29 protein-coding genes and 1 other annotated feature are annotated in these 26,220 nt (G+C 66.6%); of the genes, 19 read left to right on the forward strand and 10 right to left on the reverse strand.

The genetic code is table 11. From position 1 onward, the window contains the following. Window positions 1–19: 19 nt before the first annotated feature. Window positions 20–75: a sequence feature (sul1 is cis-regulatory element that is thought to sense ions involved in sulfur or methionine metabolism; They are found in Alphaproteobacteria), on the reverse strand. Window positions 76–128: 53 nt separating this feature from the next. Both RH90_RS12960 and RH90_RS12965 read right to left on the reverse strand, forming a co-directional pair. Beyond that, window positions 129–815, reverse strand: a complete 687-nt coding sequence (locus RH90_RS12960) for a pentapeptide repeat-containing protein (RefSeq protein ID WP_010186140.1) — start codon at window positions 813–815, stop codon at window positions 129–131. Between the two features lie 35 nt (window positions 816–850). Then, window positions 851–1,711 carry an alpha/beta hydrolase gene (locus RH90_RS12965; protein WP_010186141.1) on the reverse strand — a complete coding sequence of 287 codons (861 nt, stop codon included), beginning with the start codon at window positions 1,709–1,711 and terminating at the stop codon, window positions 851–853. Between the two features lie 107 nt (window positions 1,712–1,818). Here RH90_RS12965 and RH90_RS12970 point away from each other — a divergent pair, with 107 nt between their 5' ends. From RH90_RS12970 to RH90_RS12985, 4 genes are all read left to right on the forward strand, one after another. After that, window positions 1,819–3,177: a DUF418 domain-containing protein gene (locus RH90_RS12970; RefSeq protein ID WP_010186142.1), complete on the forward strand. Its 1,359-nt coding sequence runs from the start codon at window positions 1,819–1,821 to the stop codon at window positions 3,175–3,177. A gap of 82 nt (window positions 3,178–3,259) precedes the next feature. After that, window positions 3,260–5,488 (forward strand): S9 family peptidase, encoded by a 2,229-nt coding sequence (locus RH90_RS12975; protein WP_010186143.1) that lies wholly within the window; start codon window positions 3,260–3,262, stop codon window positions 5,486–5,488. Window positions 5,489–5,703: 215 nt separating this feature from the next. Beyond that, window positions 5,704–6,420: an MgtC/SapB family protein gene (locus RH90_RS12980; protein WP_010186144.1), complete on the forward strand. Its 717-nt coding sequence runs from the start codon at window positions 5,704–5,706 to the stop codon at window positions 6,418–6,420. Between the two features lie 61 nt (window positions 6,421–6,481). Next, window positions 6,482–7,510 (forward strand): aspartate-semialdehyde dehydrogenase, encoded by a 1,029-nt coding sequence (locus RH90_RS12985; RefSeq protein WP_010186145.1) that lies wholly within the window; start codon window positions 6,482–6,484, stop codon window positions 7,508–7,510. Window positions 7,511–7,518: 8 nt separating this feature from the next. Here the strand turns inward: RH90_RS12985 and RH90_RS12990 are convergent, their stop codons facing one another. Both RH90_RS12990 and purB read right to left on the reverse strand, forming a co-directional pair. After that, complete coding sequence (locus RH90_RS12990) at window positions 7,519–8,736, reverse strand: cytochrome P450 (RefSeq protein ID WP_232280353.1); 1,218 nt, start codon at window positions 8,734–8,736, stop codon at window positions 7,519–7,521. A gap of 602 nt (window positions 8,737–9,338) precedes the next feature. Then, complete coding sequence (gene purB / locus RH90_RS12995; RefSeq protein WP_010186147.1) at window positions 9,339–10,655, reverse strand: adenylosuccinate lyase; 1,317 nt, start codon at window positions 10,653–10,655, stop codon at window positions 9,339–9,341. Window positions 10,656–10,817: 162 nt separating this feature from the next. Here purB and RH90_RS13000 point away from each other — a divergent pair, with 162 nt between their 5' ends. Beyond that, a complete protein-coding gene (locus RH90_RS13000) occupies window positions 10,818–11,282 on the forward strand; it encodes an EF-hand domain-containing protein (RefSeq protein ID WP_010186148.1) in 465 nt (154 codons plus the stop codon). 17 nt (window positions 11,283–11,299) lie between these two features. On the opposite strand, the gene radC is transcribed toward RH90_RS13000, so the two are convergent. Then, entirely contained in the window at window positions 11,300–11,983 is a 684-nt protein-coding gene (gene radC, locus RH90_RS13005) for a RadC family protein (RefSeq protein WP_010186149.1), read from the reverse strand. 192 nt (window positions 11,984–12,175) lie between these two features. Between radC and RH90_RS13010 the strand changes: the two genes are divergently transcribed. From RH90_RS13010 to uvrC, 7 genes are all read left to right on the forward strand, one after another. Further along, window positions 12,176–12,460, forward strand: coding sequence for an AtpZ/AtpI family protein (locus RH90_RS13010; RefSeq protein WP_010186150.1), 285 nt, complete (start codon window positions 12,176–12,178; stop codon window positions 12,458–12,460). A gap of 8 nt (window positions 12,461–12,468) precedes the next feature. Further along, window positions 12,469–13,251 (forward strand): F0F1 ATP synthase subunit A, encoded by a 783-nt coding sequence (locus RH90_RS13015; RefSeq protein WP_029625300.1) that lies wholly within the window; start codon window positions 12,469–12,471, stop codon window positions 13,249–13,251. Between the two features lie 60 nt (window positions 13,252–13,311). Continuing rightward, entirely contained in the window at window positions 13,312–13,524 is a 213-nt protein-coding gene (locus RH90_RS13020) for a F0F1 ATP synthase subunit C (protein WP_010164404.1), read from the forward strand. A gap of 16 nt (window positions 13,525–13,540) precedes the next feature. Beyond that, entirely contained in the window at window positions 13,541–14,035 is a 495-nt protein-coding gene (locus RH90_RS13025; RefSeq protein ID WP_010186152.1) for a F0F1 ATP synthase subunit B family protein, read from the forward strand. Beyond that, window positions 14,028–14,582, forward strand: a complete 555-nt coding sequence (locus RH90_RS13030) for a F0F1 ATP synthase subunit B family protein (protein ID WP_010186153.1) — start codon at window positions 14,028–14,030, stop codon at window positions 14,580–14,582. The genes RH90_RS13025 and RH90_RS13030 overlap by 8 nt, the downstream gene beginning before the upstream one ends. 135 nt (window positions 14,583–14,717) lie before the next feature. After that, window positions 14,718–15,044 carry a hypothetical protein gene (locus RH90_RS13035; RefSeq protein WP_010186154.1) on the forward strand — a complete coding sequence of 109 codons (327 nt, stop codon included), beginning with the start codon at window positions 14,718–14,720 and terminating at the stop codon, window positions 15,042–15,044. Between the two features lie 148 nt (window positions 15,045–15,192). Next, the gene (gene uvrC / locus RH90_RS13040; RefSeq protein WP_010186155.1) at window positions 15,193–17,118 is read left to right on the forward strand and encodes an excinuclease ABC subunit UvrC; all 1,926 of its coding nucleotides are present in this window, start codon (window positions 15,193–15,195) and stop codon (window positions 17,116–17,118) included. Window positions 17,119–17,164: 46 nt separating this feature from the next. Here uvrC and RH90_RS13045 read toward each other — a convergent pair whose 3' ends face one another. After that, on the reverse strand, window positions 17,165–17,368 hold the full coding sequence (locus RH90_RS13045; RefSeq protein ID WP_010186156.1) for a hypothetical protein: 204 nt from the start codon (window positions 17,366–17,368) through the stop codon (window positions 17,165–17,167). A gap of 233 nt (window positions 17,369–17,601) precedes the next feature. Between RH90_RS13045 and RH90_RS13050 the strand changes: the two genes are divergently transcribed. Beyond that, window positions 17,602–17,841: a hypothetical protein gene (locus RH90_RS13050; RefSeq protein WP_010186157.1), complete on the forward strand. Its 240-nt coding sequence runs from the start codon at window positions 17,602–17,604 to the stop codon at window positions 17,839–17,841. Window positions 17,842–17,909: 68 nt separating this feature from the next. Beyond that, complete coding sequence (locus RH90_RS13055; protein WP_010186158.1) at window positions 17,910–18,794, forward strand: bestrophin family protein; 885 nt, start codon at window positions 17,910–17,912, stop codon at window positions 18,792–18,794. 7 nt (window positions 18,795–18,801) lie between these two features. Here RH90_RS13055 and RH90_RS13060 read toward each other — a convergent pair whose 3' ends face one another. Further along, on the reverse strand, window positions 18,802–19,800 hold the full coding sequence (locus tag RH90_RS13060; RefSeq protein WP_029625301.1) for a 2-hydroxyacid dehydrogenase: 999 nt from the start codon (window positions 19,798–19,800) through the stop codon (window positions 18,802–18,804). A gap of 97 nt (window positions 19,801–19,897) precedes the next feature. Between RH90_RS13060 and RH90_RS13065 the strand changes: the two genes are divergently transcribed. Next, a complete protein-coding gene (locus tag RH90_RS13065) occupies window positions 19,898–20,401 on the forward strand; it encodes an SH3 domain-containing protein (protein ID WP_010186160.1) in 504 nt (167 codons plus the stop codon). Further along, on the forward strand, window positions 20,398–20,865 hold the full coding sequence (locus RH90_RS13070; RefSeq protein ID WP_010186161.1) for a GNAT family N-acetyltransferase: 468 nt from the start codon (window positions 20,398–20,400) through the stop codon (window positions 20,863–20,865). Before RH90_RS13065 ends, RH90_RS13070 begins: the two co-directional genes overlap by 4 nt. A gap of 46 nt (window positions 20,866–20,911) precedes the next feature. On the opposite strand, the gene RH90_RS13075 is transcribed toward RH90_RS13070, so the two are convergent. Next, on the reverse strand, window positions 20,912–22,099 hold the full coding sequence (locus tag RH90_RS13075; RefSeq protein WP_010186162.1) for an acetyl-CoA C-acyltransferase: 1,188 nt from the start codon (window positions 22,097–22,099) through the stop codon (window positions 20,912–20,914). 121 nt (window positions 22,100–22,220) lie between these two features. Here RH90_RS13075 and RH90_RS13080 point away from each other — a divergent pair, with 121 nt between their 5' ends. The 3 genes from RH90_RS13080 to RH90_RS13090 are packed head-to-tail and all read left to right on the forward strand — an operon-like array spanning window position 22,221 to window position 24,860. Continuing rightward, window positions 22,221–22,976 carry a prepilin peptidase gene (locus tag RH90_RS13080; protein ID WP_010186163.1) on the forward strand — a complete coding sequence of 252 codons (756 nt, stop codon included), beginning with the start codon at window positions 22,221–22,223 and terminating at the stop codon, window positions 22,974–22,976. Then, window positions 22,973–23,437 carry a hypothetical protein gene (locus RH90_RS13085; protein ID WP_010186164.1) on the forward strand — a complete coding sequence of 155 codons (465 nt, stop codon included), beginning with the start codon at window positions 22,973–22,975 and terminating at the stop codon, window positions 23,435–23,437. Before RH90_RS13080 ends, RH90_RS13085 begins: the two co-directional genes overlap by 4 nt. A gap of 10 nt (window positions 23,438–23,447) precedes the next feature. After that, entirely contained in the window at window positions 23,448–24,860 is a 1,413-nt protein-coding gene (locus RH90_RS13090) for a coniferyl aldehyde dehydrogenase (RefSeq protein ID WP_010186165.1), read from the forward strand. Here the strand turns inward: RH90_RS13090 and RH90_RS13095 are convergent. Both RH90_RS13095 and gntA read right to left on the reverse strand, forming a co-directional pair. Beyond that, window positions 24,841–25,458, reverse strand: coding sequence for a DUF1989 domain-containing protein (locus RH90_RS13095; protein ID WP_010186166.1), 618 nt, complete (start codon window positions 25,456–25,458; stop codon window positions 24,841–24,843). The genes RH90_RS13090 and RH90_RS13095 overlap by 20 nt on opposite strands. Next, window positions 25,455–26,162: a guanitoxin biosynthesis heme-dependent pre-guanitoxin N-hydroxylase GntA gene (gene gntA / locus RH90_RS13100; protein ID WP_029625302.1), complete on the reverse strand. Its 708-nt coding sequence runs from the start codon at window positions 26,160–26,162 to the stop codon at window positions 25,455–25,457. The genes RH90_RS13095 and gntA overlap by 4 nt, the downstream gene beginning before the upstream one ends. Between the last annotated feature and the right edge of the window lie 58 nt (window positions 26,163–26,220).

Raw genomic sequence — 26,220 nt, forward strand, 5'->3', positions numbered from 1 at the left:
CAAAAAAGAGTGCGATGTGCGTTGTCCGGCGGATCGGCGGCCGGAATAGCCACCCGGATTTGCACCGGGTCCATACGAGTACGCCCTGGATAGCGGGAATCGTGCTGCGGTGCAACACGCAGCGGGCGTTAAAGGACGCGCAGCTCCAATTCGCCCAGCAACTGCCCGGCTTGCTCGCGCGAGATTGTCGCGCCGCGGAACTGGCGCGCATCTACTAGGGCGATCCCTCCCAGATCGCAGCCGCGCAGATCGGCCCCGTCGAAGCGGCAACCGGCGACACCGGCGTCGCGCAGGCTGCACTCCTCGAACACCGCCGCGCGAAAATCGCTCTTGCGCAGATCGGCCTGGCCGAAGTCGAGCTTGCGCAGCGTCTGCTTGCGGAACGAGAAGCCGGGCAGCTTGGCGTTGATCAGCAGCACTTCGTCGAAGCGCAGATCGAACGTTTTGGCGTCGGTGAGGTCGGCGAAGGTGAGCTTGCAGCGTTCGAAGCTGGCCGCGGTCAGCGTGGCATTGCGCAGGCTTGCATTGTTGAGGTCGCTCGCCTCGAAGCGCGCGTCGGCGAGATCGGCGCGGGTGAACTGCGCGAAGGCGGCGCGACACGACACCCACGCCGTCGCTTCGAGCCGCGCGCCCGACAGATCGGCGCGGCGCAGGCTGCAGCGCTCGACGCGCCAGTGCGACAGATCGAGCCCCGACAGATCGCTGTCGTCGAGATTGCAGTCGACCAGATGCTGCGCGCCGGACGCGACGAGGCGTTCGATATCGGCGCGTTGCAGCGGTTCGACGCTCGACACGGTGGGGAGGGGCGCGGTCATCGCTCTTCCTATCGCGATGCGCCGCGCAGCGCGACCTATTGGAAAGCGATCAGCTTGACGGTGTCGGGAAGCGGCGGGGTGGCGCCTGCGGAATGGTCGAGCCGCGCAGCGATCGCTTCGATGATCGGAGCGATCACCGCGCCGTCGGGATGGTGCCCGGCGCCGCGGATGACCGCGCTGAAGCCGTCGCGCTTGGCGAGGAAGGCGGCCTTGTGGAGTTCCTGCCCCATCGCGGCAGGGACGGTGTCGTCGGCAAGACCGTGGATCAGGAAATAGGGCTCGTCGAGCTTGGGCACCGCGGCGAGATTGTCGTAGCGGTCCGCAATGAAGCTGCGCGCGATCTTGGGCGCCATCGCACGCAGGCCGGTGAAGGTGCCGATCGTCACCAGCGCGTCGAGCTTCTGCCGCATCGCCAAGCCGAACGCGACGCCGCCGCCGATGCTGTGGCCGATAACGATCACGCGGTTGCTTCCGGCAAGCCGTCGCGCCTCGGCGTAGAACGCATCGGCGTCGCGCCCGAGGCCGGCTTCGTCGGCGCGGCCGGGATTGCCCGAATAACCGCGATATTCGGCGGCGACGACGCCATAGCCCGCGGCGACGAGCGGTGCGAACCAGTCGAGCGAGCCCATCGCGCTCGACGCATTGCCGTGGAAGACGAGCAGCGTCGGCTTGCCCGGTCGAGGCGCGATCTCGGCACCGGTGATGGCGAGGCCGTCGCTTGTCTTCACCGTCACCCGCTGCGCGCCTGCGGGAAGCGGCGCGGTGGCGATCGGGGCGGTCGGCGCGGGGTAGATCCGGTCATGGATCAATTGGCTCGACCCGGGGCCGGCAGCCGCGACGAGGAGCGTTGCGCCGAGCGCCGCTTGTCCGAGCAAACGGATTTTACGCGGTTTCATAAGTCTCCTTTGCGGCGCCCGCGCTCCCCGCAAGCGCGATCGTGTTATGGTTGCATAACACACGTCATCGCGCTATACTTTTCGCGCTTTGAGGTCATGGGGGGATCATGTCCGACGTCGCGATCACCACTGCCGCCGAACCCGATGGCGCGCCGCGCATCGTGGTGCTCGATATCCTGCGGGGCGTTGCGATCCTCGGCATCCTGTTCATGAACATCAACGACATGGGGCAGTCGCTCTATGCCTCGTTCGACGACATCCGCCATCTCGGCTGGTCGGCGAGCGATCAGGTCGCATGGTGGCTGCGCGAGGTGTTCGCCAACGGCACGGCGCGCTGCATGCTCGAGATGCTGTTCGGCGCCGGGATGGTGATCCTCACCGATCGCGTCGCCGAGCGCGCAGGCGAGTGGGTCGTGCTGCGGCGCTATTATGTCCGCAATCTGATCCTGTTCGGCTTCGGGCTCATCCACGTTTTCCTCCTGCTGTGGCCCGGCGACATCCTGCACACCTATGGGCTTGCCGCGCTGGTGGCGTTCCTGTTCCGGCGGCTGCGCCCGCGGTTGCTGATCATGATCGGGCTGACGCTGGCGCTGTTCCAGCTCGTCGCCGGCGGCTATTTCGGCTATTACCAGACGCTGCAGACGCGCGCGCAGGTCGCCGCGATCGAGGCGCGGGTCGCGGCGGGCGCCAGGCCGACCGTTGACGAGCGCAAGCTGCTCACGAGCAAGGCGGAGCGAACCAAGAAGCGCGCGGAGAACAAGGCGAAGTCGCGCCGCAACATCGCCGCCGAGGACACCGCGCGCACCGGCAGCTTCGCGAGCTGGGCGGCGGCGCAATGGCACAGCTTCCTCGATCTGGAATCGCAATTCCTCGAATTGCTGTTCGTCTGGGAGGCCGCGAGCGTGATGCTGCTCGGCGCCGCGCTGTACAAGCTTGGCGTGCTGCAGGGGCGGCGCTCGCGGCGTTTCTATGCCTGGACCGCGGTGATCGCCTACGGCGTCGGGATACCGTTGCGCGTGATCGGCGCGCACGAGCAGATGCAGTTCGGCGACGGCCCCTATACCTTCTGGGCGAGCTACGAGATCGCGCGCCAGGCGATGACGCTCGGGCATGTCGCGCTGATCAACCTGCTCGTCTCGACCGCGATCGGCGCGCGGCTGCTGCAGCCGTTCGTCGCGGCGGGGCGCACCGCGCTGTCGATCTATATCGCGCAGACGATGATTTGCTTGTGGGTGCTGTATCCGCCGTTCGTGCTCGCGCTGTACGGCAAGATGAGCTGGGGGCCGCTGATGGTGACCTCGCTCGTGATCGACGCGGTGCTGCTGGTCGGGGCGAACCTGTGGGTGCGGCAGTACGACATCGCGCCGGTCGAATGGGCGTGGCGGTCGCTGGTCGAACGGCGCGTGCTGCCTTGGCGCAAACGCCCGCGCGCGCCGCTGCCGAGCGGTGCGCCCGCGCTCGCCTGACGCCCCTTTACCTCGCGCACGGTCCCCGCGATAAGCGCGCTCAAACGCCCGTCTGGGGCGCGACAGGGACTGGAGATGCGGGATGCGGGCGAGTTGGGCTTTTGCGGGCGTGATGCTCGCCTGTGCGGCGGTGCCGGCGATGGCTGCTGATCCTGCACCCAGCCAGCTCACGCTGAAGGCCGTGTTCGGCAGCCCCGATCTGTCGGGCGTCCAGCCGCGCGGCGTCAAGCTCTCGCCCGACGGGACGCTGCTCACGTCGCTGCGCCCGCGCGCCGAGGAGAAGGAGCGTTTCGACCTGTGGGCGCGCGACACGCGCACCGGCGAAGAGCGCATGCTGGTCGATTCGAAGAAGGTCGGATCTGGCGCCGAACTGTCCGAGGCCGAGAAGATGCAGCGCGAGCGTGCGCGCATCGCCGGCTCGAAGGGCATCGTCACCTATGACTGGGCGCCCGACGGCAAGACGATCTTGGTGCCGATCGACGGCGACCTGTATCTCGCCGGACTCGACGGCACCACGCGCCGCCTGACCAACGCGCCGGGCGATGGCGCGCTCAACCCGGTGATCAGTCCCAAGGGTGGCTTCGTCAGTTTCGTGCGCGGGCAGAATCTGTTCGTCCAGCCGCTCGGCGGCGGCGAGGCGCGCGCCGTCAGCAGCGATGGCGGCGGCACGGTGCATTGGGGCGAGGCCGAGTTCGTCGCGCAGGAGGAAATGGACCGCCGCACGGGCTATTGGTGGTCGCCGCAGGACAGCCATATCGCGGTCGAGCGCTTCGACGAGGCCCCCGTCGGGATCGTCACCCGCGCGGCGATCGGCGCGAACGGGACCAAGGTCTATGATCAGCGCTACCCCGCCGCCGGTACGCCCAACGTCGCGGTCGCACTGTACGTGATGAAGGCGGACGGGTCGGGCAAGGTCAAGGTCGACCTCGGCAGCAACCCCGACATCTATCTCGCGCGCGTCGACTGGACGCCCGACGGCAGCGCCTTGCTCGTCCAGCGCGAGAGCCGCGACCAGAAGACGCTCGACATGCTCAAGGTCGATCCCGCGACCGGCAAGGCCACGGTGCTGTTCACCGAAAAATCGGGCACGCGCAGCTGGCTCAACCTGTCCGACGCGTATCGCCCGATGAAGGACGGCAGCCTGATCTGGCGCTCCGAGCGGACCGGCTTCGGCCACCTCTACCGCTTCGACAAGGGCCAGTGGACCGCGCTGACCAAGGGCGACTGGGTCGTCCAGGCGCTGCTCGGTGTCGACGAGGCCAAGGGCCGGCTGTTCTTCACCGGCAACAAGGACGGCGTGCTCGAGCAGCATCTCTATTCGGTCGATATCGCGCATCCGAACCAGATCACCCGCCTCACCGAGGCGGGCTGGTGGAACAGCGGCACGATGGACGACGCCGCCACGCGGATGATCGTCTCGCGCTCGAGCCCGACCCAGCCGACGCAGGTCTATCTCGCCGATGTGGACGGCAAGCGGCTGTCGTGGATCAACGAGAATGCGATCAAGCCGGGGCATCCCTACTACCCGTATCTCGCGCGCCACCAGCAGACCAAGTTCGGCACGATCAAGGCCGACGACGGGACGACGCTCTATTACGAGATGATCACCCCACCGCTCGAACCCGGCAAGAAATACCCCGTCTTCTTCCAGCACTATGGCGGCCCCGGCACCGGGCAGCAGGTCACGCGCGGCTGGGGCGGGGCGTTGCCGCAATACCTCGTCCAGCACGGCTATATCTATTTCCAGATCGACAATCGCGGCTCGTACAATCGCGGCAAGGCGTTCGAGGATCACATCTACCGCGCGATGGGCACGGTCGAGGTCGCCGACCAGCTCGCCGGCGCGAAGTTCATCAAGAGCCAGCCGTTCGTCGATCCATCTAAGGTGGCCATCTATGGTTGGTCGTATGGCGGCTATATGACGCTCAAGATGCTCGAGGCGAACCAGGGCGTCTATGCGGCGGGCGTGTCGGGTGCGCCGGTGACGCAATGGGAGCAGTACGACACCCATTATACCGAGCGCTACATGGGCTCGCCGGTGGCGGACAAGCAGGCCTATCTCGCGTCGGATGCGCTCGGCAAGGCGCCCGACATCAAGGATCCGCTGCTGCTGATCCACGGCATGGCCGACGACAATGTCGTCTTCACCAACTCGACCGCGCTCGCCGCACGGATGCAGGCGACCGCGACGCCGTTCGAGATGATGTTCTACCCGGGCTACACCCACCGCGTCGCTGGCCCCGGGATCAGCGAGCATCTGTGGGGGACGATTTTGACTTTCCTCGATCGGAACGTGAAGGACAAAAAATAGGGTCAGGCGTTCGCCTTCCCATCGGTCATTCCCGCGTAGGCGGGGATGCCTCCTTACTGTCATCCCCGCGGAGGCGGGGATCCATTGGCAGGGACGCGCTTAATTTGCGAGACCTGCCAGTATGGATTCCCGCCTTCGCGGGAATGACGGAGGAGGGGGCAACGATACGAGTCTACCCCTAGTCCCCACCGCCCCTCTCCCATAAGACCCGCCGCATGCGGTTCCTCACCACCTTCCACCTCTGGCCGTTCCTCGACACGGTCGTCAGTTACCTCGTCGCGTTCATCCTCGGCACGCTGATCGGCGCCGAACGCCAGTATCGCCAGCGCACCGCGGGCCTACGCACCAACGCGCTCGTCGCGCTCGGCTCGGCGGCGTTCGTCGATCTCGGGCAGCGCTTGGGCGGCGACATCGAGTCGATCCGGATCATCGCCTATGTCGTGTCGGGGATCGGCTTCCTCGGCGCGGGCGTGATCATGAAGGAGGGGATGAACGTCCGCGGGCTCAACACCGCGGCGACTTTGTGGTGCTCGGCCGCAGTTGGCGCGATCGCGGGGAGCGACATGATCGCCGAGGCGGTGCTGCTGACAGGCTTCGTCATCCTCGCCAACACGATGCTCCGCCCGCTCGTCGACGCGATCAACCGTATCCCGCTGGAAGGGCGCAGCGTCGAGGCGACCTATAGCGTGACGATCACCACCGATGCCGAGGAAGCCGGCCCGATGGGCGACTTGCTGACCGAGCATCTCGAAACCGCACAGCTCCCGGTCGCCGAACTCGATATCGTCTCGCGTGGCGAGGACCGGGTGGAGATTGTGGCGAAGCTCGTCAGTACCAATATAGCGGTCAGCGAGCTCGACGCGCTGACCGATCATCTCGCCACGGTGCATGGAATAACCCATGCCACCTGGCAGGCGCGCACGCACGATTAGCAAAGCGATTGGACGTGCCGGCGTAATGTCGCTACGGGCGCGATCCGAATTGGAGGATTACATGGGTTATCGGATCGTGGTCGCGGGCGCGACGGGCAATGTCGGGCGCGAGATGCTCAATATTCTGAGCGAGCGCGAGTTCCCGCTCGACGATATCGCCGTGGTCGCCTCGTCGCGCAGCCAGGGCGACGAGGTCGATTTCGGCGAGACGGGCAGGAAGCTCAAGGTCCAGAACATCGACCATTTCGACCCGACCGGCTGGGACATGGCGCTGTTCGCGATCGGCTCGGAAGGGACCAAGCTGCATGCCCCGCGCTTTGCCGCGGCGGGCTGCACGGTGATCGACAATTCGTCGCTCTACCGGATGGACCCCGACGTGCCGCTGATCGTGCCCGAAGTGAACCCCGATGCGATCGCCGGCTACACGCGCCGCAACATCATCGCCAACCCCAACTGCTCGACCGCGCAGATGGTAGTCGCGCTCAAGCCGCTCCACGATTTCGCCAAGATCAAGCGCGTCGTCGTGTCGACCTATCAGTCGGTGTCGGGCGCGGGCAAGGCGGGGATGGACGAGCTGTTCGAGCAATCGCGCAACATCTTCGTCGGCGATTCGGCCGAGGCCAAGAAGTTCACCAAGCAGATCGCGTTCAACGTGATCCCGCACATCGACAGCTTCCTCGACGACGGGTCGACCAAGGAAGAGTGGAAGATGGTGGTCGAGACCAAGAAGATCCTCGATCCCAAGATCAAGGTCACTGCAACCTGCGTGCGCGTGCCGGTGTTCGTCGGGCATTCGGAGTCGATCAACATCGAGTTCGAGAACGAGATCTCGGCGGCACAGGCGCAGAAGATCCTCCGCGAGGCGCCCGGCGTGATGCTCGTCGACAAGCGCGAGGACGGCGGATACGTGACGCCGGTCGAATGCGTCGGCGAATATGCCACCTTCATCAGCCGCGTCCGCGAGGATTCGACCGTCGAGAACGGGCTGTCGCTGTGGTGCGTCAGCGACAACCTCCGCAAGGGCGCGGCGCTCAACGCGGTGCAGATCGCCGAATTGCTCGGGCGGCGCTATCTCGGCAAGGGCGACTGAACCCGAGCCTAGGCGACGGGCTGCGCGGTGACGTGCAGCCCCGTCGTCGAATGCGTCGAGACCTTGAGGCTGACGACGGGCGCGGCGCCCGTCGGCGTGAAATGCAGATCGCGCACCAGTCCCGCGACGATCGTCGCGATCTCAGCGGTCGCGAACCCGGCGGCGATGCAGAGCCGCGGCCCCGCCCCGAACGGCAGATAGGCACCGCGCGGATAGTGCCCCGCCGGTGCGAAGCGGCCGGGGTCGAACCGGTCGGGGTCTGCCCACAACCGGCGATGGCGGTGGATCGCGAAGACCGGGATGATCACCGTCTGCCCGCGCCGGATCCGATGCCCGAGCAGCTCGGTCTCGCGCGTCGCGGCGCGCACCAGCAGCGGGCCGGGCGGGTACAGCCGAAGCGCTTCCTGCACGACCGCGCGCGCGACCGGCCGGGTCGTGTCGTCGGGCGCGTCGGTCGCCTCCGCGCGCACCGCCGCTTGCCAGTCCGGATGGAGCGCCAGCAGATAGAGCGCCCACGCCGCCCCCAGCGCGCTCGTCTCGAACCCGGCGATCATGAAGCCGAACAGATTGTCGGCGAGCGGCCCGACATCGCGGAGCAGGGCTGTCAGGTGGTGCGGCTCGGTCGGCGCGCGCGCGGCAATATCGCGCGCTATGCGGCGCAGCCGCGCTTCGGCATCGCTTCGGCCGGTCCGCCGCAGCCGATCCAGCCAGGCGGCCGGGATCGGCGCCACCTCGAGCAGGCCGAACCGCGCGACGTCGCGCATCACCTCGGGAATGTCGGCGGCGATCGCGTCGCTATCCCAGTCGCGCGCGTCCGACAGCAGCGTCTCCAGCACGATGCGCGCCACGATCCGGCCGAGCGCGGGTTGCAGGTCGACGCTCTCGCCGCACGGCCAGCGCTCGGCGGCGTGGCGGGTGGCGGCGGTCATTACCGGCATGGCGGCGGCGATCGCGCTCGGGCGAAACGCGGGCGCGGCCGCGCGGCGTTGCGCAGCCCAGGATTCGCCCTCGGCGGCGGCGAGGCCGTTGCCCCAGGCGCGCCGCATCAGCGTCCGCAGCGGACGATTGCGGCCGAAGGTCGCGCCCGGGTCGAGCAGGATCGCGCGCACCGCATCGGGCTCGGCGATCACCAGCGGCGAGCGCGGGCCGGGTAGCGCATAGCTCCATTCGTCGTAGATGCTGGCGGGGATGGCCCGTGCCGGGTCGGCGATCGCGTGCCGGAGCATCGCGAGAAGCGACGGCGCGGTTGCAGGAGAAGCGAATTTGGGGATGCACGGGGGCGATTCGGGGCAGGGCTGCATGACGTCCTCGCGGCTCGGGATGACGCCGGGATACGCAACTGGGCAACGCTGTACGCCGACCCCCTCGGCCCTGGCCGCCCCGTCAGAAGAAGGGGCGGGTGGGCCGATGGGTCAGAGGATGAGAACCTCGACCACCAGCGCGACGCCTGCAACGGCGAAAAGTCCGCCGGCAAGGCTCTGAAGGATGCGCATGGTAGGTGTCTCCGATACCGGGCTCGTCCCGGCACGGACGCATTTGGAGATTGTTGCTCATGCGCGCAATTTTATTACGCGCATTCGCAGGTGCAGCATTTGCACGTTGAGATGTGCAAAACCATCGACGAAGCGTTTGAGGCGAATGCGGAGCCTTTCGTCTTCGGCAGTTTCGGGAGGGCGCTGTCCTACAAGGACCGATTCGGCTATACTGAGTCGGCTCTTTGAAATTGTCGGTGTCACGCCTCAAATCGGTACGGAAACGGAAACGATCGCCCCGGACGATCGCACGTCCGGGGGTCAATCGAGTCAAGCCAGCTGCGAACCGGTCGCAATCAGCCCTGTCCGAACACCCGCGCGAAGATCGTGTCGACGTGCTTCAGATGATAGCCGAGGTCGAACTTGTCCTCGATCTCCTGGACCGACAGCGCCGCGGTCACTTCCGGATCGGCCTTGAGCAGTTCCATCAGCGACAGCGCGCCGTCCGAGTCCCACACCTTCATCGCGTTGCGCTGAACGAGGCGATACGAATCCTCGCGGCTGACGCCGGCCTGGGTGAGCGCGAGCAGCACGCGCTGCGAATGGACGAGGCCGCCCATCTTGTTGAGGTTCTTCTCCATCCGCGCCGGATAGACGACGAGCTTGTCCATCACGCCGGTGAGCCGCTGCAGCGCGAAGTCGAGCGTGATCGTCGCGTCGGGGCCGATATAGCGCTCGACCGAGGAGTGCGAGATGTCGCGCTCGTGCCACAAGGCGACATTCTCGAGCGCGGGGGTGACATAGCCGCGCACCATCCGGGCGAGGCCGGTGAGGTTCTCGGTCAGCACCGGGTTGCGCTTGTGCGGCATCGCCGACGAGCCCTTCTGGCCGGGCGAGAAGAACTCCTCGGCCTCGAGCACTTCGGTGCGCTGCAGGTGGCGGACTTCGGTCGCGAGCCGCTCGATCGACGAGGCGATCACGCCGAGCGTCGCGAAGAACATCGCGTGGCGATCGCGCGGGATGACCTGTGTCGAGACGGGCTCGACGGTGAGGCCGAGCTTATCGGCGACATGCGCTTCGACGACAGGATCGATATTGGCGAAGGTCCCGACCGCGCCCGAGATCGCGCAGGTCGCGACATCCTCGCGCGCCGCCACGAGCCGCGCGCGGTTGCGGGCGAATTCGGCATGCGCCTGCGCCAGCTTGAGCCCGAAGGTGACGGGCTCGGCATGGATGCCGTGGCTGCGGCCGATCGTCGGGGTCATCTTGTGCTCGCGCGCGCGGCGCTCGAGCACGACGAGCAGCGCGTCGATGTCGGCGATCAGCAGGTCGCTCGCCTGCGCCAGCTGGACGGCAAGCGCGGTGTCGAGCACGTCCGAGCTCGTCATCCCCTGATGCATGAAGCGCGCCTGGTCGCCGACATTGTCCGCCACCCAGGTAAGGAAGGCGATTACGTCGTGCTTGGTGACGGCCTCGATCGCGTCGATCGCGGCGACGTCGATCGTCGGGTTGGTGTTCCACCATGCCCACAGCGCCGCGGCGGCGTCCTTCGGCACGACGCCCAGCTCGGCAAGCGCGTCGGTCGCATGCGCTTCGATCTCGAACCAGATGCGGAAGCGATTCTCGGGCGTCCAGATCGCGGTCATGTCGGGGCGGGAATAGCGGGGGACCATGGAATATCCTCGAATAGCTGGGTCGGTCGGCACGGAATCGGCACGAGCGCGTGTCGAGCCGCGCGTTAGCAGGGTGGAGGCGCGCCTTCAAATCGGCGGCGTGGAGCGTCGCGCGGCCCGGTGCGTTGGGGGGAAGACATCCGAATCGCACAGGAGAGACCGATGGTGAAATCCGCCTTGCTCGCGACCGCGCTCGCGCTCGCCACCCCAGCCTTCGCGCAGGACGCGCCGCCGGCCACCGAACCCGCACCGCAATCCGCGCCCACCGCGGTCGATCAAGCCGTCCCGGCGACGCAAAGCAGCGCGGCGCGCGATGCCGCCATCCCGGCGTCGATCGTCGCGCCAGAGGCCGAAGCCGCGGCCAAGCCGGCGGCGGCAGGGACCCCCGCCGGCGACATCATCAACCGCGAGTTTGCGGGCTATGACAAGGATGGCGACGGCGTCCTGAACGCGGCCGAGTTCGACGCGTGGATGGTCGCGCTCAAGAAGGCGAGCGATCCGACCACCGACGCCAGCGCGCCCGAGACCAAGAGCTACCTCGCCAAGGCCTTCGCGCAGGCCGACGCAGACAAAAGCAAGACCGTGTCCAAGGCCGAGCTGACCGCGTTCCTGTCGCAGCCGGCCTGAGCACCCTCTCCGCCGGGCTAAAGCAGCCCCATCGCGCGCAGGCTCGAATGTCCGTTCGCACCGATGATGATATGGTCGTGCAGCGCGATATTGAGTCGCCGCCCCGCCTCGGCGACCTTGCGCGTGATGTCGATATCGGCGCGGCTCGGGCTTGGATCGCCGCTCGGGTGATTGTGGACGAGGATGATCGCCGCCGAGCCGAGATCGATCGCGCGGCGGATCACCTCGCGGACATAGACCGCGGCCTCGTCGATCGAGCCGTCGCTCATCACCTCGTCGCGGATCAGCATGTTGCGCGTGTTGAGGTGGAGCACGCGGACGCGCTCGGTGCCGCGATGCGCCATGTCGGCGTGGAGATAGTCGATCAGCGCCTGCCAGCTCGCCAGCACGGGCTGCGCCTTCGCCTCGACCTGCAGGAGGCGCAGCGCCGCCGCCTGGACGATCTTGATCGCCGCCGCGGTCGTCTCGCCCATGCCGGGAATTCGCATCAGCGCTTCTGCATCGGCGCTGAACACGCCGCCAACGCCACCGAATTCCGCCAGCAGCGCCTTCGCCAGCGGCTTGGTGTCGCGACGCGGGATCGCCAGCGTCAGCAGATATTCGATCAATTCGTAATCGAGCAGCCCGTCGCCGCCTTGCTCGATCAGCCGCTGGCGCAGCCGCGCGCGGTGTCCGGCGTGATCGGGGAGGGGCGCGCTCATCGTGCTATGGAATAATCCTCGTGCGAGGTACGCGCAACGCCGCAGCGAGACCGGAGCGGCCACAAGAGTTGACACCCCGAAGCCAGCTTCCTAAACGGCGCGGGAAGCGGGGGTGTCGGTCTCCAACTCTCCGCATATCATCGTCGCGGTGCTGCACGCACGGCGGCGTTTTTCTATCAGGATACACGCCGCTTGGCCGAGAACCGCCCTAACGACGATCTGGACGCCCGCATTGCTTCGGCAAAAGCGGCTGGCCAGGCGCGTGGGTCGGGGCCCTTGCCGCAGGGCAAGGGGTATGGGCAGGGCTCGAAGGTCCTTGCACTGTTGCTCGGCGCGCTGTTCGGCGGCGGGATCATGGGCTGGGCACTCGATCAGTGGCTCGGCACGTCGCCTTGGGCGCTGTTGATCGTGCTGACCCTTGCGATCATCGGGGCGTTCCTCAACATCATGAAGATTTCGAAGGAGCGCCCAGAGTGACTGGAAGCGTGAGCGCCGGCAGAATCGATCCGATGGAACAATTCAAGGTGGAGCCCGTACTGGGCCACCATCTGACGCTGTTCGGCTATGACGTGTCTTTCACCAACTCGGCGCTGTTCATGGTCGTCGTGTTCGTGCTGCTAGCGGTGTTCATTTCGGGCGGGCTCAAGCGCCAGCTCGTGCCGGGCCGCTGGCAGGTCGCCGCCGAGGATGCGGTGAGCTTCATCGACAATATGGTGTCGGTCAACATCGGCGCCGGCGGCAAGAAGTTCGCGCCGTACATCTTCTCGCTCTTCTACTTCATCCTGTTCGCCAATCTGATCGGCGTCGTGCCGCTCGCGATCCTGCCCGGGTTCCACACCTTTGCGGTGACGAGCCACATCACGGTCACCGCGATCCTCGCCTTCCTGTCGTTCGCGATCGTGCTGGTCGTCGGCTTCGCGAAGCACGGCTTCAAATTCTTCTCGCTGTTCGTGCCGCACGGCGCGCCGCTCGCGCTGCTGCCGGTGATCGTGCCGGTCGAGTTCATCTCGTTCATGGTGCGGCCTTTCTCGCTGGCGCTGCGACTGTTCGTCGCGATGACCGCGGGCCACATCCTGCTCGAAGTGTTCGGCAGCTTCGCCGTCCAGGGCTTCACTGCGGGCGGCGGGCTCGGCTCGCTGGTCGGCGTGCTCAGCTTCGTGATGATCATCGGCGTCAGCGCGCTCGAGCTGCTGGTGTGCGCGATCCAGGCCTATGTGTTTGCCTTGCTCACGTCGCTGTATCTGCACGACGCGGTGCATCTGCACTAGAATTTCCAACCACTTACCTACCGTATTCCTAGGGAGCTTATCATGACTGATCTTGGTGCAATGTACATCGGTGCCGGCCTGGCAGCGATCGGTGTCGGTCTTGCCGCACTCGGCGTGGGCAACGTGTTCGGCTCGTTCCTCGAAGGCGCACTCCGTAACCCGGGCGCAGCAGACGGCCAGCAGGGCCGCCTGTTCATCGGCTTCGCGGCGTCGGAGCTGCTCGGCCTGATCGCGTTCGTCGTCGCGATCCTCATCCTCTTCGTCGTCAAGTAAGAAGAGTAGCAAGCCAATGCCGCAGCTATCCCAAATCGGCGAGATCTACGCGTCGCAGCTGTTCTGGCTCGCGATCGTCTTCGCGCTGATCTATTTCGGGATCGGCAAGGCGATGGTCCCCAAGATCGAGGCGACGATCGAAGATCGTAACGGCCGGATCGCGGGCGACCTCGCTGCGGCGGAGGCGGCGCGGGCGACAGCGCTCGCGTCCGAACGTGATTATCAGGCCGGGCTCGACGCAGCCCGGTCGAAGGCGATGATCGCGATCGGCGATGCCAAGGCGCGGGCGACCGCCAGCGCCGAGGCACAGCTCAAGACGAGCGATGCAGGTCTGGCCGCGCATCTCCACGCGGCGACCGGGCGGATCGAATCCTCCAAGACCGCGGCGCTCGCCGAAATCGAGACCGCGACCACCGACGCGGTCGAGCAGATCGTCGCCAAGCTCTCGGGCGTGGCGGTGGATCGTGCGACGGTCGAAACACGCGTGAAAGCGGAATTGGCGCATGGCTGAGTCGAGCCAAGTCTCAACCGTGGCCCATATCGGAGTCGCCGAATTGCATCACGAACCGTCGGTCTTCGGGATCACCGCGGCAGGCTTCGTCGCTTTGTCGATGCTTGTCGTGATCGGCATCATGATCTGGCAGAAGGTGCCCAAGATGATCGCGCGTGCGCTCGATTCGCGCATCGCGACGATCCGCACCCAGCTCGACGAAGCGTCGCAGCTGCGCGCCGAAGCCGAGGCGCAGCTCGCCGAAGCCAAGGCCCGCAATGCAGCGAGCGCCGGCGATGCCGCCGCGATCGTCGCGCATGCCGAAGCCGAGGCGGCAGCGATGCTCGCCAAGGCCGAGACCGATCTCGCCGACCTGATCGCGCGTCGCCAGACGATGGCGGAAGACAAGATCGCCGCCGCCGAGCGCGGGGCAATCGCCGAAGTCCGCGCGCTTGCCGCCGATGCAGCGACGCGGGCGGCGGCCACCATCCTTGCCGAGCGCCACGGCGTCGATGCCGACAAGGCATTGGTCGATCGCACGATCGCCGGGCTTGGGCGGCTCAATTAAGCGCTGCCGCCGGGCACATGCGGAGCAAATCCGCGTGGGATCGCTTGATCCAATCCATTTCGTTTCGCCACTAGCCGGGGTAAACCTTGGTCAGCGGCGATTCGCGCCGCTTTCGCTTTCGAAAGAGGCTCTCTTATGAAGTCCGTCCTTCTGCCCGTGCTCGTCGCGCTGACCGCAACGCCACTCGCGGCCCAGACCGCGCCTGCGCCCGCCGCGACCGCCACTCCGACGACCCCGGCCGCCTCGACCGCCAAATTCACGCTCGAAACACCGATCGAGACGATCGCCGCCGATCCCAAGGGCAAGGCCGTGCTCGACACCGACCTCCAGAACATCACGTCCCATCCGATGTACGATCAGTTCAAGCAGATGTCGCTCGCGCAGGTGCAGCCGATGTCGCAGGGCGCGCTGACCGATGCTGCGCTTGCCAAGGTCAAGGCTGACCTCGAAGCGATCAAGTAACCTGCTTGTCGCCCCGGCGAAGGCCGGAGCCTGTCGAAGCCGGCGCGACCTAGCGTCCGCGCGGTCGCTGACCGGCCCGGCCTCCACCGGGGCGACGAGACTGTCATATTCCGTGGCATCCGGCGCGCGGACTCCCTAGATCAAGCGCATGTCCTCGCCCAACGCGCCTGATCGTTTCAACGAAGAGAAATCCACTTTTGCCGTTCGCGGCGCCGGCGACACGCCCGATCTGCAGACCGGGATTGCCGCGATCCGCAACGTGCTCGCCACGCTGCCGATCCGCCCCGGCGTCTATCGCATGCAGGATGCGCGCGGCGACGTGCTGTATGTCGGCAAGGCCAAGGCGCTCAGGAACCGCGTGACCAACTACACGCAGGTCGAGCGGCTCTCGAAGCGGCTCCAGCGGATGGTGGCGCAGACGCGCTCGATGACGATCGTCACGACCAATAACGAGGCCGAGGCGCTGTTGCTCGAGGCGCAGCTGATCAAACGCTATCGCCCGCCGTACAACGTGCTGCTGCGTGACGACAAGAGCTTCCCCTTCATCCTGCTGCGCGCGGATCACGAATTTCCGCGAATCCAGAAACATCGCGGCGCGCGGCGTGCGAAGGGCAATTATTACGGGCCGTTCGCGAGCGCGGGCTCGGTCAACAACACGCTCAACGCGTTGCAGAAGCTGTTCCTGCTGCGCTCGTGCACCGACGGCTTCTTCAAGAATCGCGACCGGCCGTGCCTGCTCTATCAGATCAAGCGCTGTTCCGCCCCGTGCGTCGGGCGGATCGACGAAGCCGGCTATGCCGAGCTCGTCGCCGACGCAAAGGCGTTCCTCGGCGGCAAATCGACCCAGGTCCAGACCAAGCTCGGCGGCCAGATGGAAGCCGCCGCCGCCGCGATGGATTTCGAGCTTGCCGCGATCCTGCGCGATCGGTTGCGCGCGCTGACCTTCATCCAGGGCAGCCAAGCGATCAACGCCGAGGGGCTGGGCGATGCCGACATCTTCGCGATGGCCAACAAGAACGGCGTGATCGGCATCCAGGCGTTTTTCATCCGCGGCGGGCAGAATTGGGGGCATCGCAGCTTCTTCCCGCAACACACTGTGGACGTGCCCGAAGACGAGATCCTCACCGGCTTCCTCGCGCAATTCTACGAGGAGGTGCCGCCGCCCAAGACGATCTTCCTCGATCGCGAACTGGAGGAGGGCGAGTTGCTCGGCGAGGCGCTGGGAGCAGGGGTAGGTTTCAAGGTGTCGCTGTCGATGCCGCAGCGCGGCACGCGCCGACGCTTACTCGACCAAGCCAAGCGCAACGCCGAGGAAGCACTTGATCGCCGGCTCGCCGAGAGCACGACGCAAGCCAAGCTGCTACGCGAGGTCGCCGAGCTGTTCGACCTCGCCGAACCGCCCGACCGGATCGAGGTCTACGACAACAGCCATATCCAGGGCACCAACGCGGTCGGTGCGATGGTCGTCGCGGGGCCCGAGGGGTTCCGCAAGGGGCAGTATCGCAAGTTCAACATCAAGAACCCCGAGACCAAGCCGGGCGACGATTTCGGGATGATGCGAGAAGTATTCCAGCGCCGCTTTGCGCGCGCGCAGAGCGAGAACCCCGATCGCGATTCGGGCGACTGGCCCGATCTCGTGCTGATCGACGGCGGACGCGGGCAGCTGGGCGCCGCCAAGGCGGTGCTCGAGGAAATGGGGATCGAGGACGTGTGCCTGGTCGGCGTCGCCAAGGGGCCGATGCACGGCCGCGACGGGCGCGAGGTGTTCCATCTGCTCGACGGGCGCGAGTTCCAGCTGCCGGTCAACGCCCCGGTCCTGTTCTACCTCCAGCGGCTCCGCGACGAGGTGCACCGCTTCGTGATCGGCGCGCATCGCGACAAGCGCTCGAAGGCGATCGGCGCGTCGCCGCTCGACGATGTCCCGGGGATCGGCCCGGCGCGCAAGAAGGCGTTGCTCATGCATTTCGGCACCGCCCGCGCGGTGCGCGGGGCGAGCCTGGAGGATCTGCGGAAGGCACCGGGGGTAAGCGCGGGCGTAGCGCAGCAGCTCTACGATTTCTTCCACGCACGTTGAACCGCGGGCGGCCGTATCGGTCGCCCTCGGCTCAGCGGCGAAAGAGTCAGGCTTCGGCGGTGGGCGCGAGCGACAGGTCGTCGCTGGTGGCGGTTTCTGACGGCTCATGACGGCCGACGAGGCGGATGAACCCGACGACGAGCAGTACCGCAGGAACAACGTTGAAATATGCCGGGGCGCTGACGATGTGCAGCGCCGATACCAATACAAGTGCCGCAACCACGGCAAACGACCCAATGCGGTCCATCATCACTCTCCGTCTTTTTTAATTGTCATCAAGCTGCAACGCCACGACTTGGCCGTCAATCGGTAATTTCAAGAACCCGACCACCCCATTTTTAGCGAGGGCATGGTGCTGCTATCGCTTTGCCTTTGCTGCAGACGTTCGCATGCTGCGTCGCAGCAATAAAATGTCATCCTTTGCTAACACTCGATTTGCGAGCGTTTCCCAGCTTGGTGACGTTGCCAACAAGGAGCTTTGCTATGCAGACATCGCCATCCCTCAAGTCGTCGAAGATCACCCCAACGGCGCGTGCGTCGCTGTGCCTGCTGGGATTCGGGTTGGCGCTGCTGACATTCCTGATCGCGATCGATCGCCCGCAATGGTTCGTGCTGCGCCCCGCCTCGGGTACTGCGGCGGCGCTCGCGAAGGCATCGGTCAATCCGGTCGATACACATGAGACGGCGCGCGTCGGCGCGGCCGCGTCGGACGCCATGCCGTGATCCGCGAGATTTGCGAAAGGCACGATTTGGCCCTATCGCAACCCGACAGTTGAGAGCCCAGAGATACGATGATCGTCACCAATAGCCCCGGCTTTCGTCACATCTTGCGCGAGATCTGGCGCCCGGCGGCGTTGCTGTTCGTGTGGGACGTGATCGTCACGGTGACCTATTATTGGGTCCCGTTCACCGCGCCCTCGCTCCCGCTGACGCTGTTTGGAACGGCGCTCGCGCTGTTCCTCGGTTTCCGCAGCAACTCGGCCTATCAGCGCTGGTGGGAAGGGCGCGTGCTGTGGGGGCAGATGATCAACGCCAGCCGCAGTCTGGCGCGGCAGGCGCGCAATTTTCTGCCCGATGAGGCGAAGGACCTGAAGCGGACGATCGTGCTACGCCAGATCGCCTATGTTAACGCGCTGCGCTGCCAGTTACGGCGCCAGCCGGCCGATGGCGAAGTGCTGCGCTTCCTGTCGCGCGGCGAGGCCGATTTCGCGCTCGGCCGCGTCAATATCGCCAACGGGATCGTCGACGGCACCGGCCGCCGGATCAACGGCGCGCGCGCCGAGGGTTGGATCGACACGATCCAGCAGGCGGCGATGGAAGGCATCCTGGTCGATATCTCGAACGCGCAGGGGGGGATGGAGCGGCTCAAGAACATGCCGTTGCCGAGTCAATACCGCTTCTTCCCGACGATCTTCACGCATCTGCTGTGCATCCTGCTGCCGATCGGGCTGGTCGAGACGCTTGGCTTCGCGACGCCGCTCGGGTCGAGCATCGCCGGGCTGATGTTCCTCGTCGTGCTCGCGATCGGCGATGACCTGGTCGATCCGTTCGCCAACAGCGTCCACGACGTGCCGCTGGCGGCGATGTGCCGGACGATCGAGATCGATCTGCTGCAGGCGATCGGCGATCCGGCGCCCGAAGCGTTGAAGCCCGATGCCGAAGGGGTGTTGTGGTAGCCGCGGGCTAGGCCCAGCCCTCGAGCACCTGATCGGGCGGGCGATGGCCGTCGGCCCACATGCGGATGTTGGCGATGACCTTCTCGCCCGTCGCCATCCGCCCCTCATAGGTCGCCGAGCCCATATGCGGCGTCATCACGACGTTGGGCAATGCGAGCAGCCGCGGGTCGATCTGCGGCTCGTGCTTCCACACGTCGAGCCCGGCGCCCGCGAGCCGCTGGCCCTCGAGCGCGTCGATCAGCGCATCCTCGTCGACGATCCCGCCGCGCGCGGCGTTGATGAGATAGACGTGCGGGCGGAGCAGCGCGATCCGGCCGGCGTCGAGCAGGCCCTCGCTATCGGCGTTGCGCGGGGTGTGGATCGTCAGGATGTCGATCGCGCCGAGCATCTCGTCGAGATGGGGATGCCATTGCGCCTGCAGTTCGGCCTCGACCACCTTCGGCAGGCGATGGCGGTTGTGATAGTGGATCGACAGCCCGAAGGCGCGTGCGCGGCGTGCGACCGCCTGGCCGATCCGCCCCATGCCAAGGATGCCGAGCGCCTTGCCGCCGATCCGATGGCCGAGCATCCCGCCCGGGGACCAGCCCTGCCAGGCGCCCGAGCGCACCAGTTTCTCGCCCTCGGCGAGGCGGCGCGGGACCGAGACGATCAGCGCCATCGTCATGTCGGCGGTGTCTTCGGTCAGCACGCCCGGCGTGTTGGTGACGAGAATGCCGCGCGCGCGCGCCGCTTTCAACGCGATATGGTTCACGCCCGCGCCGAAATTGGCGATCAGTTTAAGCCGTGGGCCCGCGCCCGCGATCAGCTCGGCATCGATTTCGTCGGTAACGGTCGGGACCAGGACGTCGCATTCGGCCATCGCCGCAGCGAGTTGGTTGCGCGTCATGCCGATCGGGCCGCGATGGAGCTGCGTATCGAACAGCTGCGTCATGCGCTCCATTACCGCGTCGGGCAATTCGCGCGTCACGGCGACTTTCGGGTTCGGCACGCGTCTCGTTTCGGGCATGGACATGGCTTGGCGGAGCGCTTTGCCCTCGTCAACGGTGTTGAAGCGCGCGTACGAAAGCCCGATAAACGGGCGCGAACACAGACGGGGAAGTTGTATGCGTATCGGGGCCAGACTTTTGCTGGCGGGTGTAGCGATCGCGCTCGGTGGCGGCGCGGTGGGGCCGGCGCTGGCGGGGCTCGTTCAGAAGAAGCCGCCCTATTTCGCGTCCATTTCGGCGGGTAAGGCGCGGATGCGGACCGGGCCGGGGCGCACCTATCCGTCGAGCTGGCTGTATCAGCGCGCCGACCTGCCGGTGAAGGTGCTCGACGTCTACGACCACGGCGCCTGGTACAAGGTGGAGGACCCGGGCGGTACGCAGGGCTGGATGATGGGCACGCTGGTCAGTGAGAAGCGCAGCGCGCTGGTGATGGGGACGGTTGCCGAACTGCGCGATTCGCCGCGCGACGGCGGGCGCATCCTGTGGCGCGCGGCGCCTGGCGTCGTCGGGCGGCTGAGCCAGTGTTCGCGCGGCTGGTGCCATTTCGACGTGCGCGGGCGCGGCGGTTTCGTCGAGGCGAACCACCTGTGGGGTGTCGATCCGACCGAAGAGCTGCCGTGAACGACTGGCGGATCGTCCGGGACGATCTGTCGCATCCCGCCGTGCTTGCCCTGCTCGAGCTGCATTTGCACAGCGCGCACGAAAATTCGCCGCCGGGCAGCGTGTTCGCGCTCGATCTCGAGGGGCTGCGCGATCCGGCGGTGACGCTGTGGACCGCGTGGGAGGGGGAGCATCTGCTCGGCATGGGCGCGCTCAAGCAACTCGACGCCACGCATGGCGAGATCAAGTCGATGCGCACCGCGCCCGAGCAGCTCAGGCGCGGGGTCGCCGGCGTAATGCTCGCGCACCTGATCGGCGAGGGGCGAGGCCGCGGGTATCACCGATTGAGCCTCGAGACCGGATCGAATGCGCCGTTCGCCGCCGCCTGGGCGCTGTACGAGCGCGCAGGATTTGTCGAGTGCGATCCCTTTGCAGCCTATAGCGACCGCATCTTTGCGCGCTATTATACCCGCGCGCTGGAATAACGCCCGCCCCCTCTGCGCAGGGGAAGGGCGCTGTCCGACTTTCGCGTCAGTTCATCATCTCGATCGCAACCGCGGTCGCTTCTCCGCCGCCGATGCACAGCGAGGCAAGCCCGCGCTTCTGTCCGCTACCCTGCAGCGCCGAGAGCAAGGTCGCGAGGATCCGCGCGCCGCTCGCGCCGATCGGGTGGCCGAGCGCGCAGGCACCACCATGAACGTTGAGCTTGTCGTGCGGCAGGCCGAGATCGCGCATCGCGATCATCGCGACGACTGCGAAGGCTTCGTTGACCTCGAACAGATCGACTTGGTCGGCCGACCAGCCCGCCTTGGCGAGCGCCTTGCGCATCGCGAACACCGGGGCGGTAGTGAACAGTTCGGGCGCGTGCGCGTGCGCCGCCTGCGCGACGATCCGCGCGATCGGGGTGAGGCCGAGCTTCTCGGCGACCGACGCGCGCGTCATCACCAACGCCGCCGCGCCGTCCGAGATCGACGAAGCGTTCGCCGCGGTGATCGTGCCTTCCTTCGAGAACGCCGGCTTGAGCGTCGGGATCTTGGCGACGTCGCCCTTGGCGGGCTGTTCGTCGAGGCTCACGCTGGTCGGTCCCTTGCGGCCCGAGACCTCGACCGCGACGATCTCGCGGTCGAACGCGCCAGACTGCTGCGCACGCTGCGCGCGGTGAAGCGACTCGATCGCATACTCGTCCATCTGCTGGCGCGTGAACTGATACACCGCCGCCGTGTCCTCGGCGAAATTGCCCATCAATTTTCCGGGCTGATACGCATCCTCGAGCCCGTCGAGATACATATGGTCCTTGAGCACGTCGTGCCCGATCCGCGCGCCGCCGCGATGCCGCAGCGAGATATAGGGTGCATTGGTCATGCTCTCCATCCCGCCTGCCACGATCAGATCGGCCGATCCGGCGGCGAGCGCATCGGCGGCGAGCATCGTCGCCATCATGCCCGAACCGCACATCTTGTTGACCGTCGTCGCCTCGATATGGTCGGGCAGCCCGGCCTTGAGCGCCGCCTGGCGCGCGGGCGCCTGGCCGAGCCCGGCGGGCAGCACGCAGCCCATATAGATCCGCTCGATCGCCTCGCCCGAGACGCCGGCGCGCTCGACTGCGCCGCCGACTGCGGCCGCGCCGAGCTCGGTCGCGGTCGCGCCGGTCAGCACACCCTGAAACGAGCCCATCGGGGTGCGGGCATAGGAGACGATGACGACGGGATCAGCGGACATTGGCGATCTTTCGGAAGGGAGAAGCGTGGGTGCGATTTAGGAGAGCAGCGGCCGATTTACAAACCTTCAGCGATAGCGGTGTAGCAGGTTCCCGGAGGCGCGAATGGCGGTAAGGGAGGGCATGGTGAAGATGCTTCTTTGGCCGGTCCTGCTCGGCTTGCTCGGCGTTGTGATCGGAAGCTTCCTCGCGACGCTGGTCCTTCGCTGGCCGCAGGGGCGATCGGTGATGCGGGGGCGGTCGCATTGCGACGGTTGTGACGCGCCGCTCACGGCGCGCGATCTGGTGCCGCTGGCGAGCGCGGCGCTCGCGCGGGGCCGGTGTCGGCGGTGCGGCGCGGTGATCGACGCGCGGCATTGGCAGATCGAACTTGGGTGTCTTGTCATCGGCGTGCTGGCCGGCGTCGCCGTGCCGGGGCCGGTCGGGCTGGCGGGCGCGGTGTTCGGCTGGCTGCTGCTGACGCTCGCCGCGCTCGATATCGCCGAATTCTGGTTGCCCGATGCGCTGACCGCGACGCTGGCCGGGGCGGGGCTCGTCACCGGACTGCTCGGCGTCGATCCGCCGCTGATCGATCGGTTGATCGGCGGGGCGGGGGGCTTTGCCGCGCTGTGGGGGATCGGTGCGGCCTATGAACGGATGCGACACCGGGAGGGCTTGGGCGGGGGCGACCCGAAGTTGCTCGGCGCGATCGGGCTGTGGCTTGGCTGGCGTCTGCTGCCAGCGGTGGTCTTCCTCGCGGCGCTGACGGGGCTGGCGATCGTTCTTGTCGGGCTACTACGTGGGCGTGGGGCGGGGCTGGGCGACCGGATGCCGTTCGGGGCGCTGCTGGCGATCGCGGCTTACCCGGCCTGGCTCTTCCTGCTAGGCTCGGGCCTATGAAAGCGCTTCTTCTGCTCGCGCCCTTGTTGCTAGCCGCCGGTCCGAAGGCGGTGCCCACACCGGCGCCTGCTGCGCCGCTGGTATCGGTCGATGGCCTGCCGATCGGCGCGATTCCCAAGCAGGATCTCCCCGCGCACGGCTGCGCCGCCTATCTCTGGACCGCGAGCGGAACGCGCGCGTTGATCGCGATGGCGGGAGCCGACCCGGCGCGCTTGCGCGTGTCGCTGCAGGGCAAGGTGACCGATCTCGACCGCAGCGCGCAGGTCGGCACGAGCGGGTTCGGCTTTCCCGAAAGGGCCGAATACGGCACCGGCGGTCTGGTCGCGAAACTGACGATGAAGGTCGAAACGCGCGAGTCGATCAGCGCGGGCGCGGTCGTGCCCGAAGGCTTGCTCGAGATCGACCAGGCGGGACAGGATACGGTAGTGGTGCCGGTGGCGGGGTTGATCGGCTGCGCGTGAGGGGAATGCGATGACGATGCTTGACGTATTGAACCGGCAGCGCGCTGCCTTCATGGCCGAATTGCCCGTCAGCGTCGCAGTCCGCAAGGATCGGCTCAACCGCGCCGCCGCGATGATCGCCGACAATGCCGACGCCTTTTGCGCCGCACTGAGCGAGGATTTCGGGCATCGCAGCCGCGAGCAATCGATGCTCACCGACATCGCCGCCTCGATCGCGCCGATCCGGCATGCGCTCAAATCGGTCGATCGCTGGATGCGGCGCGACAAGCGCGCGGTGCAGTTCCCGCTGGGCCTCCTCGGCGCGCGCGCCTGGGTCGAATATCAGCCGAAGGGCGTGGTCGGGGTGATTGCGCCGTGGAATTTCCCGGTCAATCTGGTGATGGGCCCGGTTGCCGGAGCCTTCGCGGCGGGCAACCGCGTGATGGTCAAGACCAGCGAGTTCACGCCGCGCACCGCCGCCTTGTTCGAACAGGTCTGCCCGGACTATTTCGCGGCGGACGAACTGGCTTTCTTCAGCGGCGCGGCCGAGGTCGGCAAGGCGTTCTCCGAGCTGCCGTTCGATCATCTGATCTTCACCGGCGCGACCGGGATCGGGCGGCATATCCTCCACGCCGCCGCCGACAACCTTACGCCTGTCACGCTCGAGCTCGGGGGCAAGTCGCCGGTGATCGTCGGCAAGGACGCCGACATCGCCAGGACGACAGAGCGCGTCGCGATCGGCAAGATGCTCAACGCCGGGCAGATCTGTCTCGCGCCCGATTACATGCTGGTGCCCGAGGCGCAGGAGCAGGCCGTGGTCGATGGCCTCAAGGCGGCGGTGTCGGCAATGTATCCGACCTTGCTCGTCAACCCCGATTATACCGCGATCATCAACGACCGGCACCACCAGCGGCTGCAGGAATGGGTCGCCGACGCGCGCGCCAAGGGTGCGACGGTCGAGACGGTCAATCCGGCGGGCGAGGATTTCGCAGGCTCGAACAGCCGCAAGATGCCGCTGCATATCGTGCGCAACGCGACCGACGACATGATCGTGATGCAGGAGGAGATCTTCGGGCCGGTCCTGCCGGTGCGGCGCTATAGCGGGATCGACGCCGCGATCGGCGAGGTTAATCGCCGCGACCGGCCGCTCGGCCTCTATTATTTCGGGCCTGATGCCGAGGAGCGCCGGCGCGTGCTCGACCGGACTATTTCGGGCGGCGTTACGCTCGACGACGTGGTGTTCCACGTCTCGATGGAGGAACTGCCGTTCGGCGGGATCGGGCCGTCAGGGATGGGGTCGTATCACGGCGGGGATGGCTTCAGGACGTTCAGCCATGCCAAGGCGGTGTTCAAGCAGGCGAGGCTCGACGTGGCCAAGCTCGCAGGCCTCAAGCCGCCTTATGGCAAGGCCACTTGGACCAGCATCAGGCGACAGATGAAATAGCTGAGCCCGCTGGATCGATCCGGTAATGGATCGGCTTGAAGCTGCCGCCATTGCTTGCGGGAGCCGAGCAGGCGGTGAGCCCGATGATCAGATCCATCGCCGCGCGAAACACGATATGGTCGCCCGCGGTGCTGATCGGCGGCAGCACCGAGAGCTTGCCGGTCGTCGCATCGACCGGCACGTTCATGAAGCAATTGAACGCGACCGGTATCCGGTCCGGCGTCACACCGTACGGCTCGAGCGCTGCCGCCAGATTGCCGAAGCAACCGCGATGCGGCGGCAGATCGGGGTAGAAATGGTGGAAGGTGTCGTACGAGCACGGCGTCAGCAGGAAGTCGTGCCGCCCGACGGTATCGGCGACGATCTCGAGCATTGGCCGCGACCGGTTCGAATAGAGCTGGTGCCCCGTCGTCAGCAGGATCGTTTCGGCATAATCGAGCGTCCGGCCCGATGAAATGACCTCGTCGATATCTTCCGCGTTGAACGCAAGCAGATCGGCGACCTGCTGCCCGCGCGGGTCGATGACGGTGAGCGTCTCGCCCTGCGCCAGCCGGAACGCCGTCCCGCTGCGCTCAGCGATCTCGATCGTATCACTCATTCGGCGTCGCCGGCGTAGTTGAACGGGCATTTCCATTCCGCGCCGACCACGCGGCCGCTATACTGCCGCGCTTCGCTGACTTCGCCGTGGCGGGCGAGCATCGGGTTGCGACTGCCCGCGAGCGCTTCGTCGCGTACCAGGATCTTCTCGCGCATGCCCTCGTACCGTCCCTGATCGCGGAGCGTAGTGAACTGGTCGTGCAGGTTGAACACCATCGTCGGCTGCGCGAAGCGCCGTGCTGGCCGGCTGGCATTGGGATGCAGGCCGACGATGAAGAACGCCTCGCCGACGAAGCTCAGCGAAAAATGCGGGCTTTCAGGATCGGCACTGACGCCCTTGTCATAGCCCTGACCGCGCCAGACGTCCTTGTCCGAGAGCGATTGCGCGCGCTGCCACAGCGCGGTCTCGAACGCGTCTTCGCTCAGTCCGTCTGGACCGTCGAAGATCACCGCGAAGCTGCGGAACAGACCGGGATCGGCGCGATAGTCGGCGGCAAAATGCAGCAGTCCGTCGTGGATCCGCAAGTCGTCCCATGCACTATCGATCCGATCGCAAGCGAGCACGGACAGCGTTCCCTTGGCGAGCGCAGCCTTAGCGCCGACGCACGGAAAATCCGCTGCCGCGACATGCGCGTCGAGCAGGGCCTGGAAATCGCCTTGCGCGCGGTGACGCCAAGGGAAGAGCGGTGTCGAAGGCATGGGCATGACCGACAAGACGACTCCCCCGACCGAAGGTTCCGAAAATACTGGCTGATCCTAATCA

This window comes from Sphingomonas sp. PAMC 26605 (genome assembly GCF_000241485.1).
Lineage (GTDB): Bacteria > Pseudomonadota > Alphaproteobacteria > Sphingomonadales > Sphingomonadaceae > Sphingomonas.